Origin of the sequence: Aureimonas sp. Leaf324 (assembly GCF_001423245.1) — a bacterium.
GTDB lineage: Bacteria > Pseudomonadota > Alphaproteobacteria > Rhizobiales > Rhizobiaceae > Aureimonas.
The window spans coordinates 314,295-326,388 of the sequence record NZ_LMOH01000001.1 but is presented as its reverse complement, the minus strand read 5'-3'; the positions used below and the strand labels follow the sequence as shown (position 1 = coordinate 326,388).

Sequence of the window (12,094 nt, the reverse complement as noted above, 5' to 3'; positions counted from 1 at the left end):
GAGCCGCGATGCTCGACCATTCCAACGACCTCAACGCCTTCGACCGCGACCACTTCTTCCACCCTTCGACCCACATGGGCATGCATGCGCGCGGCGAGACGCCGACGCGCGTCATCACCGGGGCGAAGGGCTGCACCATCGTCGATCACAACGGGCGCGAAAGCCTCGACGCCTTTGCCGGCCTCTACTGCGTCAATGTCGGCTACGGCCGCGAGGAGATCGCGGAGGCCATCGCCGATCAGGCCCGCAAGCTCCCCTACTACCATGCCTATGTCGGGCACGGTTCGGAGCCTTCGATCCGGCTGGCCAAGATGATCGTCGACCGGGCCCCGGCGGGCATGAGCCGCGTCTACTTCGGCCTGTCCGGCTCGGACGCCAACGAAACCAACATCAAGCTCGTCTGGTACGCCAACAACATCCTCGGCCGGCCGGAGAAGAAGAAGATCATCTCGCGCTGGCGCGGCTATCACGGCTCGGGCATCATGACCGGGTCGCTGACCGGCCTGAAGCTCTTCCACAACGCGTTCGACCTGCCGCGTGCCCCGATCCTCCATACGGAAGCGCCGTACTACTTCCGACGTCCCGACCGCTCCATGAGCGAGGAGCAGTTCTCCCAGTTCTGCGCCGACCGGCTGGAAGAGACCATCCTTGCCGAGGGTCCCGAGACGGTCGCCGCGATGATCGGCGAGCCGGTGCTCGGTACGGGAGGCATCGTGCCCCCGCCGGCCGGGTACTGGGAGAAGATCCAGGCGGTGCTCGCGCGCTACGACGTGATGCTGATCGCCGACGAGGTCGTCACGGGCTTCGGACGCCTCGGCACGATGTTCGGCTCCGACCACTACGGCATGAAGCCGGACCTCATCACCATCGCCAAAGGCCTGACCTCCGCCTACGCGCCCCTGTCCGGGACGATCGTCTCGGAGACGCTCTGGAACGTCCTCGTGCAGGGATCCGACGAACTCGGGCCCATCGGCCACGGTTGGACCTACTCGGCCCACCCGCTGTGTGCCGCCGCCGGGGTGGCCAATCTCGAACTCATCGATCAGCTCGATCTGCTGGCGAACGTCCGCGAGGTCGGCGCGCGTCTTCGATCGAACCTTTCGGACGCGCTCGCAGACCATCGCAACGTCGGCGAGGTGAGAGGCGAAGGGCTGCTCGCCGCGGTCGAGTTCGTCGCCGACCGCGACGACCGGCGGTTCTTCGACCCTTCCGCGAAAGTCGGGCCACGCGTCTCGGCGGCGCTTCTGGAGCGCGGCGTGATCGCGCGTGCCATGCCGGAGGGCGACATCCTCGGCTTCGCGCCGCCTTTCTGCCTCACCACCGAGGAGGCCGACACGATCGTGGAGAAGACCGCCGACGCGGTCAGAGCAGTGATGGCGGAGTTGTAGATCGTCTCCGGCTGCGAAGTCGCAGACCGCGCGCCGATAGGTGAGACCGCCGGCGACGAACCCAAGCGGCCGGCGTTCCTTCAGATCATTCGGAACTCAGACACCTCACGCGACATTCATTGGCGGCTAATCAATCGCGCGTGAAGGGGTCGTGATGACGGTAGCAACTGCAGCGGGGTCCCCGACCGGGAACCCTCGCCTTGTCTCGGACCGATCGCTGGTCGGTCTTGCCGTTCTGAACTTCTTCCTCGCCGATGCGCGAGACGGTCTCGGTCCGTTCCTCGACGCGTTCCTCGCCTCGCAGGGATGGTCCACCCTCACCCTCGGCTGGATTGCCACGATCGGCGGCCTGATCGGCCTTCTGGCGACCCCGCTGTGCGGGGCGCTCGTCGATGGTTCGACTTGGAAACGGGCCCTCATCGCCATCCCCGTCGTCGTGGTCACCGCGGCAGCGCTCGTCACCCTCCTCGTGCCGAGCGCTCCTTTCGTCTGGGGCGGGCAGATCCTGACCGCCGTCGTCGGTGCGGTGGTCGGCCCGGCGCTCGCGGGGCTCACGCTCGGTCTCGTGGGTGAGCGGATGTTCTCGGCTCAGATCGCGCGCAACGAGTTCTGGAACCATGCCGGCAACTTCGCTTCGCTCTTCGGCGTGTTCCTGATCGTCACGGTCTTCGGACAGCAGGGTATCGTCTGGCTCCTGGTGGCGACCGCCTTCGGCGCGCTGGCCGCCGTCGCATCGATCGATCCGAACCGGATCGACCACAAGGTGGCCCGAGGCCTCGATGAAAATGCGACGAAGGAGGACGCGTCGGGTTTTGGCGTCCTTCTCAAGAGCCGGGGGCTCATCCTTCTCGCGCTGATCCTTCTCATCTTCCACTTCGGCAACGCGCCGATGGGCCGACTGATCGCGCAACAGTTCGCGATCGATCTGGGAACGCCGTTCCGGACGACTGCGATCATCACCGGCGTCGCGCAGCTTGCGATGATCGGCGTCGCGGCCGTCACCCCGTTCCTCATCCGGCGCATCGGCCTCTCGACGGTCTTCCTGATCGGCCTTCTGGCCCTGCCGCTGCGCGGCTTCATCGCCGGGACACTGGACGGCTTCTGGACGATCTATCCGATCCAGGCGCTGGACGGCATCGGGGCGGGTCTTCTCGGCATCGTCACGCCCGTCGCCGTCGAGCGCATCCTCAAAGGCAGCGGACGCTTCAATGTCGGGTTCGCGGCGGTCATGACGGTCCAGGGGGTCGGTGCGTCGCTTTCCAACGTCGTGGCGGGTTGGCTGGTGACGAAGGGCGGCTACGGGCTGTCGCACCTCGTGGGTGGCGGCGTGGCCTTCATCGCCCTCGCCCTCTTCCTCGCCTTCCGTCACCAGATCGTCCCGCCAGAACCAGCCACTTCGCGTTGAGACCGGACGTGCCGAAGCAGCAAGCGGCCCCCCGGCAAACTGAAGCTGCGGGCGACGCGCGAACGATCCGACGTCGGCCGGCTGGCCGTCCGGTCAGGCCGCTTCTTGCGACCGCGGCGCCAGGAGCCGGAGCGCCGTCAGCGAAAGACCGACGGCGCCGATGGCGATCGAGCGCTCGTCCGGCTGGTAGTCGGAGTTGTGCAGGCGATCATCGCGCCCCGGCGTGGCAGATCCGATGCCGAGCTGGAAGGCCGGCACGCGCTCGCCGATCAGCGCGAAGTCCTCGGCGCCGAGCGAGGCCGGACGCGGCTCGATGGGGCGACCGTAGTGGTCGCCGATCGCCTCCGCGGCGGCCTTGATCAGCTTCGGATCGTTGGTCAGCGAGGGCACGCCGCGCGCCATCTCGAAGCGGCACGTCACCCGCATCGAACGCTCGATGCCTTCGCAGAGGCGCTCGATGGCGGCTTCGATCAGGTCGCGGTTCTCGCGATGCTGGGTGCGGACCGTGCCCATGAGACGGCAGGAGTCCGGAATGATGTTGTGCGTCTGGCCACCCTCGATCGCACCGACGGTCAGCACGGCGGGGTGCATCGGGTCGACCTCGCGCGAGACGATGGTCTGAAGCTGAAGCACCAGCGTCGCGGCCGCCACGATCGGGTCGCAGGCGGCCTGAGGCCGGGCCGCGTGGCCGGACTGGCCGCGGATCTCGATCTCGAAGTCGTCCGCCGAGCCGTTCGCGAGACCCGGAACGAACGTGAAGCAGCCGACCTCGTCTTCGGGATAGTTGTGAAAACCGATGGCCATGTCGACGCCATCAAGAACGCCGTCGGCGATCATCGCCGCCGCGCCGCTGTCGGGCGTTTCCTCGGCGGGCTGGAACATCAGGGTGATGGTGCCCGCAAATTCGTCCCGCAGCCGATGAAGCGCTTCGGCCGCCCCGAGAAGCGTCGCAGTGTGGAGGTCATGCCCGCACGCGTGCATCTTGCCCTCCTCCTGGCTGGCGAACGGAAGGCCTGTCGCCTCGACGATGGGCAGCGCGTCCATGTCGGCGCGCAGGAGAAGATGCGGACCCGGCCGGCCCGTGTCGATCCGCGCGGTCACGCCCGTCCGCCCCACGCCCTCCTGCGGCTGGAGGCCGATCGCCCGCAGGCGGTCGGCAACGACGCCCGCGGTTCGCTCGACCGCGAACCCGATCTCGGGATGGGCATGGAGGTCGCGCCGAATGGCGACGAGATCGGGCTCGGCCGCGCGGATGATGGCTTCGATCTTCGCGCCTGGGCTGTTGGGCAGGGTCATCGCGGCTCCCATTCTCTCGCGCCGTTCCTATAGGCCCCTTGATGGCACGGGTCGAACAATCTCTCTCCGCCTCCAGCCGTGACGGCAGCCCATCTCATGCGGCAAGCCGACCTGCGACGTCGGTCGCGATCGGCATTGGGAGGGCGGCGCTCCGGTTTCGAGTGATTCGTCTGCCCGGTCCGATGGGTCGATACCTCCGCGATATCCGCCCTCGCCTCTTGCGCGTCCGGGGTCGGGATGGTTTGAGGCGGCATTCCTCTTACGCCCGTCTGGAAATTTCGCATGATCCGCCTCGAGAGCATCGGCAAGCAGAACGGCAAGCAGATCGTCTTCATCGAAGCGTCGGCGGCCCTTCAGCGCGGCGAGAAAATCGGCCTCGTTGGCCCCAACGGTGCCGGCAAGACGACACTCTTCCGCATGATCACCGGGCAAGAACTGCCGGACGAGGGCCAGGTCTCGGTCGATCGCGGCGTCACCATCGGCTACTTCAGCCAGGACGTCGGCGACATGGCAGGCCGGAGCGCGGTGGTCGAGGTGATGGACGGCGTCGGGCCGGTCAGCACGCTCGCCGCCGAGATGGCGGAGTTGGAGACCGCCATGGCCGATCCCGATCGCGCCGACGAGATGGACGAAATCATCACCCGATACGGCGAAGTCCAGGGGCGCTACGACGAACTCGACGGCTATGCGCTCGACGGACGCGCCCGCGAGGTGCTCGACGGTCTCGGCTTCAGCCAGTCGATGATGGACGGCGATGTCGGCAAGCTCTCGGGCGGCTGGAAGATGCGCGTGGCGCTCGCCAAGATCCTTCTGATGAAGCCCGACATCATGCTCCTCGACGAGCCGTCGAACCATCTGGATATCGAGAGCCTGATCTGGCTGGAGAGTTTCCTCAAGGGCTTCGACGGTGCCGTCCTCATGACATCGCACGACCGCGAGTTCATGAACCGCATCGTGACCAAGATCATCGAGATCGACGGCGGCGCGCTGACCTCCTACACCGGGGACTACGAGTTCTACCGCCAGCAGCGCGCGATCGCGGAGGTGCAGCAGCAGGCGCAGTTCGAGCGCCAGCAGGCCATGCTGGCGAAGGAGGTCGCCTTCATCGAACGCTTCAAGGCGCGCGCCAGCCACGCCGCGCAGGTGCAGAGCCGCGTGAAGAAGCTCGACAAGATCGAGCGCGTCGAGCCGCCCAAGCGCCAGCAGACCGTCCGCTTCGACTTCCTGCCGGCCCCGCGGTCCGGCGAGGATGTCGCGACGGTGAAGGGCGTTCACAAGCGCTACGGCGACCGCACGATCTACGAGGCCCTCGATTTCCAGGTGCGCCGGCGCGAGCGCTGGTGCGTCATGGGCGTAAACGGGGCCGGCAAGTCGACGCTTCTGAAGCTCATCGCCGGCGCATCCGAGCCGGACGCGGGATCGGTGACGCGGGGACCGAGCGTGAAGATGGGCTATTTCGCCCAGCATGCGATGGAGGTGCTCGACGGCGATCGCACCGTTCTCCAGTCGCTGGAAGACGACTTCCCGCAGGCCGGGCAGGCACCGCTGCGCGCGCTCGCCGGCTGCTTCGGCTTCACCGGCGACGACGTCGAGAAGCGATGCCGGGTTCTCTCGGGCGGCGAGAAGGCGCGGCTGGTGATGGCGAAGATGCTCTTCGATCCGCCGAATTTCCTCGTTCTCGACGAGCCCACCAACCACCTCGACATCGCCACCAAGCAAATGCTGGTCGAGGCGCTGTCGCGCTTCGAGGGCGCCATGCTCTTCGTCAGCCACGACCGCCATTTCCTGGCGGCGCTGTCCAACCGCGTGCTGGAACTGACCCCGGAGGGCCCGCACCTCTACGGTGGCGGCTATTCCGAATATGTCGAGCGCACGGGCCAGGAAGCGCCGGGCCTGCGGAACTGATCCCCGCGCCCGCCTGCGTTCTCCCGGGATAGTTCGAAGCCCCACGGATGAGGAACGATGGAGGCGACAGCCTCCCTTGGGCTGCTGTTTTCAACCGATGCGCCGAGGACGGATCGCAGAAGCAAGTGCTTCCTGCGATAGCGAAGCCCTGCGCCCGCCGGTCCCGTAACCACGTCCTGCGCGTCACCGCCTTGGAACCTCCGAACGAAGCTTTTCCGCCAACCAATTACAGGCGTTTGCGCCCTGAATTGACATTCGCCATTTGCTGGTGACAGATGTCAAACAATGGAATGCGGAGGAGCCCGACTCGTCGCCGAGCGGAGCGCATTTCGACAGTCGGTTGTCCGGGAGGGGCGATTTGTTGCTTGGTTTCGATCGGCAGAGCGTCTTTCTCGGCCTCCTGAACGTCGTGCTCCTGACGGCTGGTGCGGTGCTGGCGGGCGCTGCGTTCATCGACAGCTACAATCTCCAGTCGATGGCAGCTCAGGTGCCGGAGCTCGGCCTCCTCGCCTTCGGGGTGATGCTAGCGATGACCTCGGGCAACGGCGGCATCGACCTGTCGGGCATCGCCCTCGCCAACCTGTCCGGCATCGGCGCGCTGATGCTGGCGAAGCTCCTTGTGCTGCCGGACGCGGCGCCCGAACTGTTCTCCTGGACCTTCGCCGGTCTCGCGCTGGGCATCGGGCTACTTGGCGGCCTCGCCAATGGTCTGGTCATCGCCTACGGCCGGCTGACGCCGCTGATCGCCACCCTCGGGACCCAGCTCCTGTTCACCGGCATCGCGGTCTACCTCACCAACGGTTCGGCCCTCAGCCTCGGCTACATCCCACCGCTCGACGACTTCGGCAACTCGCCGATCCTCGGCATTCCGATCTGCTTCGCGCTGTTTCTGGTCGTCGCCGCGATCATCGCCTTCGTGTTGCGGTTCACGCCCTTCGGCGTCCGGTTGATGCTTCTGGGAAGCAACCCGAAGGCCGCGCGGTACGGCGGCATCGCCGAACGCCGGATGATCGTGCTGACCTACACGGCGAGCGGCATCCTTTCGGCCATCGCGGGCGTCGTGATCGCGGCCCGAAACGCCTCGGTGAAGTGGGACTACGGCGGCTCCTACGTCTTGATCGCGATCCTGATCGCGGTCATGGGCGGGGTGAAGCCCGAGGGAGGCTACGGCAAGGTCGGCTGCGTTCTGCTCGCGGCGACGGCCCTGCAGATCCTATCGAGCCTCTTCAATTTCATGGACATCTCGAACTTCTTCCGAGACCTCGCCTGGGGCGTCCTGCTCCTCGCTCTCCTGGCCTTCGCCAGGTTCGACTTCGGCATCTGGTTGCGGCCGAGCCGCTGACCAGCCGGAACCCGGTGTTGTTCCCGGCGGGAGAGAGCCCGGGGACAAGCTTGAATTCACATCTGATGGGAGGACCCGCATGACCACACTGTCTAAGCTCGCCGCCTGCACGGCACTCGGCCTGACCCTTTGCGCCGGCGCGGCCGGGGCGCAGGACAAGCCGTCCATCGTCACCGTCGTGAAGGTGACGGGCGAGAACTGGTTCACCCGCATGAACCAGGGCGTCGACGCCTACGGCGCCGAGCACCCGAACGTTGCCGCCAGCCAGGTCGGCCCGGCCAAGGCCGACGCGGCCTTGCAGGGCCGCATCATCGAGGATCTCGTCGCCAAGAAGGTCGCCGCGATCGCCGTCGTCCCGATGGACCCGTCGGCGCTGGAAGGCGTCCTGCGCCGTGCCGAGCAGCGCGGCATCAAGGTCATCACCCACGAGGGCGACAGCCTCGTGAACACGGCGGTCGACATCGAGGCCTTCGACAACAAGGCGTTCGGAGAGCGCATCAACGAGAAGCTCGCGGCCTGCATGGGCCAGTCCGGCAAGTGGACGAGCTTCGTCGGCTCGCTCGGCAGCCTGACGCATAACCAGTGGGTCGATGCCGGCGCGGAGAACGCCAAGAAGTACCCGGGCATGGAACTCGTCGCGGCGAAGAACGAGTCGTTCAACGACGCCAACAAGGCCTACGAGAAGGCCAAGGAAATCCTCCGCCGCTACCCCGACATCAAGGGGTTCCAGGGCTCGTCCGCGATCGACGTCATCGGCATCGGTCGCGCGGTCGAGGAAGCCGGCCTTCAGGACAAGACCTGCGTCTACGGTCTCGGCCTGCCGAAGGATACCGGCCCCTATCTCGACACCGGCGCCGTCGATCAGATCTTCTTCTGGGACCCGAAGGACGCGGGCTACGTGATGAACGTCGTCGCCAACATGGTGCTCGACGGCAAGGAGGTCACCGACGGCATGGATCTCGGCGTTCCGGGATACAACAAGGTGTCGGTCAAGAAGGGTCCCGGCAAGGGCGTGATCGTCCAGGGCCAAGCCTGGGTCGACGTCGATAAGGCGTCCTACAAGAACTACCCGTTCTAAGCCGCGCGTCCGCCGCAATCGACCGCTCCGGGGTTCGACGACCCCGGAGCCAGCCCACCTGCATCGGGATTGTCTCATGTCCGTCGCATCAGCGCCGCCGGTGGCCGACGCCGCCCCGCCGCTTCTGGAAATCCGGGGCGTGCGCAAATCGTTCGGCGGCGTCCACGCTCTGAAGGCGGTGGACCTCGTGATCGAGGCCGGACGCGTCTACCACCTGATGGGCGAGAACGGCTGCGGCAAGTCCACGCTGATCAAGATCATCTCCGGCGCTCAGGCCGCCGACGAAGGACAGATCCTCGTCGATGGTCAACCGACCGGCGAACGGGCGGGCGACATCGGGCCGATCGGCGCGTTGCGGGCCGGGATCGAGACCGTCTATCAGGACCTCTCCCTCCTTCCCAATCTCTCCGTCGCCGAAAACGTGGCCTTCACGGGTCAGCTCGTGGCCGCCAACGGTCACCTCGCCCGCCGCCTTGACATAGGTGCCCTGCGCGAGACCGCGCGCGCCGCCTTGGCCAAGGTGCAGCTGCCCACCGACAGGGACTTCCTGTCCCGCCGCACCGACACCCTGCCGCTCGCCATCCGCCAGCTCGTCGCGATCGCGCGCGCGATCGCCGCGGACGCGCGTCTCGTCATCATGGACGAACCGACCACGGCGCTCACTCGCCAGGAAGTGGACAACCTTCTTCGGGTGGTGGAGCGACTGCGCGCCGGCGGCGTGGCCGTCCTCTTCGTCACGCACAAGCTCGAGGAGTGCAAGGCGATCGGCGGGCGTGCCATCATCATGCGCGACGGTCGCAAGGTGGCCGAACTCGACGTCGCCACCCACTCCAAGGCCGAGTTCACGCACTGGATGACCGGCCGCGAGATCAGCGAAGCGCGGTACCGCGCCGAGCCGAAGCTCGGGGAAATGCTCTTAGACGTCGAGGCTCTCGGCGCCGAAGCCTTTCGGGATGTCAGCTTCTCGCTCCGCCGGGGCGAAATTCTCGGTTTCACCGGCCTGACCGACTCCGGCCGCAACGAACTCGCCCTGGCGCTGGCCGGCGTCCGTCCCGCCGACAGCGGCCGGATTCGCCTCGGCGGCGAGGTCGTCGAACTGCGCACGCCCGCCGAAGCGATCGAGGCTGGGATCGGCTACGTGCCCGAGGACCGGCTGACGGAGGGTCTGTTTCTCGAAAAGTCGATCGAGGACAACATCACCCTCCCCGTGCTCGATCGGCTGCGGGGTGCGCTCGGCATCATCAGCGGTCGCCGCGCGCGGAAGCTCGCGGAGGCGACGGTCGCCGACCTGCAGATCGCCACGCCCCATGTCGGCCTTCCCGTGCAGTCGCTCTCCGGCGGCAACCAGCAGCGCGTCCTGATCGGCCGCTGGCTGACGATCGAGCCGCGGCTTCTGATCCTGCACGGGCCGACCGTCGGCGTCGACGTCGGATCGAAGGACACGATCTTCCGCATCATCCAGACGCTCGCCGACCGCGGCATGGCGGTCATCATCATCAGCGACGACCTGCCGGAACTCCTGCAGAACTGCGACCGGATCGCCGTGATGCGGCAAGGCGCCATCGTGGCCGAGCGCCCCGTCGATGCCTGGACGGAAGACACGATCTACCGCTCGCTCGCCTCGGCCGAAGAAGGCATCCGCCCATGACCGACATCGCTTCGAGCCCGCCCGTCAACGGGGCCGCGTGGCATTCGCGCGTCTGGGAGCGCATGGTGCGCCGGCCGGAGCTGTTCACGCTCGTCCTCGTGATCCTCACCTGCCTCGCGGTGACGATCGCGAACCCCGACTTCCTGCAGGTCAACAACCTGTTCGACGTCCTGCGCGCCTCGGTCGTCCGCGGTCTCTTCGCGATGGGCGTGCTGGTGGTTCTTGCGGCGGGCGGCATCGACGTGTCCTTCACCGCGATCGCCGCGCTTATGATGTACGCGCTGACGATGCTGGCGACGAACCATTTTCCGGGCATGCCGCTCGCCCTCTTCTTCGTTCTGGCGGCGGCCGGCGGCGCGCTGCTCGGCGCGGCCAACGGCGTTCTCGTCCATACGCTGCGGGCCCCCTCGCTGATCGTGACGATCGGCACGCAGTACATCGTCCGCAGCTTCCTCCTGACCTTCGTCGGGACCGCGCTCTTCATGAACATTCCGACGGCGATGGACGCCTTCGGCCGCGCGTCGCTCTACACCCACACCGCGTCGGGCGGGGCGATCTCGATCCTGCCGGCAACCGTCCTCGTGCTGCTCGTGGCCGCGGTCGCGACGTGGCTCGTCCTCGAGCGGACGCTGATGGGCCGCGCGATCTTCGCGGTCGGCGGCAATCCGGCCATCGCGGAACGACTCGGCATCAGCCTGTTCCGGGTCCGCGTCTTCGTCTTCGCCTATGCCGGCCTTCTGGCGGGCATTGCCGGCGTCGTCCATGTCGCGTCGAACCGGCTGGCCAACCCTTTCGATCTCGCGGGGATGGAAATCGACGTGATCGCGGCCGTCGTGCTCGGCGGCGCGCGCATCACGGGCGGATCGGGTAGCGTCGTCGGCACCCTCCTCGGCGTGTTCCTGATCACGCTGGTGAGCAACGTCCTCATCTTCGTCGGCATCCCCAGCACGCTGCAACTCGCCATCGTCGGCGGGTTCATCCTTCTGGCCGGCACGATCTTCGCGCTCGGCCAGCGCGGCTGAAATGCCCCGCCATCTTCCGTCCTTCTCTCAAGGCTCCGTCATGTCGCACGACGTCTCCGTGATCGGTCTCTACATCCTCGACGTTCTCGGGCGTCCGGTCGACGCGATCCCGCCCGGTGGTCAGGTGGACTTCATCGACGAGATCCGGCTGACGGTCGCCGGCACCGCGGGAGGGACCGTCGTCGACCTCGCCAAGCTCGGCCTCAACTGCCTGGCGGTGGGTGCGGTAGGGGATGACGAGAAGGCCGACTTCGTGCTGGCGACGCTGCGGCGTTTTGGCGTCGACACGGCCGCGATGCAGCAGTTGTCCGGCGTCCCGACGTCGGCGACGATCCTGAACATCCGCCGCGACGGGAGCCGCCCGGCGCTGCACGCGCGCGGCGCATCGGACCATTTCGAGGTTGCGGACGCCGCGCTCGACGCTGTTCTGGCGCCGCCGATCGTCCATCTGGGGGGCACCGGGCTTCTGGCCAAGCTCGACGGCGAGCCGAGCCGCCGGCTACTGGCCGAGGCCAAGCGGCGCGGTCGCACCGTGACGTTCGACTTGCTTGGCGCCGGGCCCCAGACGCTCGGGCTGATCGAGCCACTTCTGCCGCATATCGATTACTTCATGCCCTCGATCGAGGAAGCCCGCGAAATCTCCGGCGCGACGGAGGTGCGGGATGCCGCCGCCTTCTTCCTCGACCGAGGCGTGCGGCAGTGCGTGTTCACGCTTGGCGGCGAAGGGGCTTGCTTCGTCTCGGCATCGGGCGAGACGGTTCACCAGCCGGCCTACGCGATCGACGTCGTCGACACGACCGGCTGCGGCGATGCCTTCGACGCAGGGTTCATCACCGCGCTTCATCACAAGATGGACGTCCCCACCGGCCTCGCCTTCGCGCAGGCCTCCGCGGCCCTCGTCGCGACCGGCCTCGGGTCTGATGCCGGCATCCGCTCGTTCGACGACACACTGGCCTTCATGAACGAAACGGCGCGTCGGAACTGACGCGCCAGAGAACGATCCGCCCCGC

At 67.1% G+C, this 12,094-nt stretch carries 9 protein-coding genes; 8 read left to right on the top strand and 1 reads right to left on the bottom strand.

What is annotated here, in order from left to right; genetic code table 11:
• Positions 1 to 8: 8 nt before the first annotated feature.
• Together ASF65_RS01570 and ASF65_RS01565 are read left to right on the top strand one after the other, a co-directional pair.
• On the top strand, positions 9 to 1,388 hold the full coding sequence (locus ASF65_RS01570; protein ID WP_055884116.1) for an aspartate aminotransferase family protein: 1,380 nt from the start codon (positions 9 to 11) through the stop codon (positions 1,386 to 1,388).
• A 154-nt stretch (positions 1,389 to 1,542) separates the two neighbouring features.
• On the top strand, positions 1,543 to 2,793 hold the full coding sequence (locus ASF65_RS01565; protein ID WP_082505100.1) for an MFS transporter: 1,251 nt from the start codon (positions 1,543 to 1,545) through the stop codon (positions 2,791 to 2,793).
• 93 nt (positions 2,794 to 2,886) lie between these two features.
• On the opposite strand, the gene ASF65_RS01560 is transcribed toward ASF65_RS01565, so the two are convergent.
• Positions 2,887 to 4,089 carry a M20 family metallopeptidase gene (locus ASF65_RS01560; protein ID WP_055884991.1) on the bottom strand — a complete coding sequence of 401 codons (1,203 nt, stop codon included), beginning with the start codon at positions 4,087 to 4,089 and terminating at the stop codon, positions 2,887 to 2,889.
• A gap of 282 nt (positions 4,090 to 4,371) precedes the next feature.
• Between ASF65_RS01560 and ASF65_RS01555 the strand changes: the two genes are divergently transcribed.
• The 6 genes from ASF65_RS01555 (at position 4,372) to ASF65_RS01530 (ending at position 12,069) form a co-directional block, all read left to right on the top strand.
• Positions 4,372 to 5,994, top strand: a complete 1,623-nt coding sequence (locus ASF65_RS01555; RefSeq protein WP_055884110.1) for an ABC-F family ATP-binding cassette domain-containing protein — start codon at positions 4,372 to 4,374, stop codon at positions 5,992 to 5,994.
• A 358-nt stretch (positions 5,995 to 6,352) separates the two neighbouring features.
• Positions 6,353 to 7,336 (top strand): ABC transporter permease, encoded by a 984-nt coding sequence (locus tag ASF65_RS01550; protein ID WP_055884108.1) that lies wholly within the window; start codon positions 6,353 to 6,355, stop codon positions 7,334 to 7,336.
• A gap of 79 nt (positions 7,337 to 7,415) precedes the next feature.
• Positions 7,416 to 8,414, top strand: a complete 999-nt coding sequence (locus tag ASF65_RS01545; protein WP_055884104.1) for a substrate-binding domain-containing protein — start codon at positions 7,416 to 7,418, stop codon at positions 8,412 to 8,414.
• Positions 8,415 to 8,490: 76 nt separating this feature from the next.
• Positions 8,491 to 10,062: a sugar ABC transporter ATP-binding protein gene (locus ASF65_RS01540; RefSeq protein WP_055884101.1), complete on the top strand. Its 1,572-nt coding sequence runs from the start codon at positions 8,491 to 8,493 to the stop codon at positions 10,060 to 10,062.
• Positions 10,059 to 11,084, top strand: coding sequence for an ABC transporter permease (locus tag ASF65_RS01535; protein ID WP_055884098.1), 1,026 nt, complete (start codon positions 10,059 to 10,061; stop codon positions 11,082 to 11,084). Before ASF65_RS01540 ends, ASF65_RS01535 begins: the two co-directional genes overlap by 4 nt.
• A 40-nt stretch (positions 11,085 to 11,124) precedes the next feature.
• Positions 11,125 to 12,069 carry a sugar kinase gene (locus ASF65_RS01530; RefSeq protein WP_055884988.1) on the top strand — a complete coding sequence of 315 codons (945 nt, stop codon included), beginning with the start codon at positions 11,125 to 11,127 and terminating at the stop codon, positions 12,067 to 12,069.
• Positions 12,070 to 12,094: the final 25 nt, after the last annotated feature.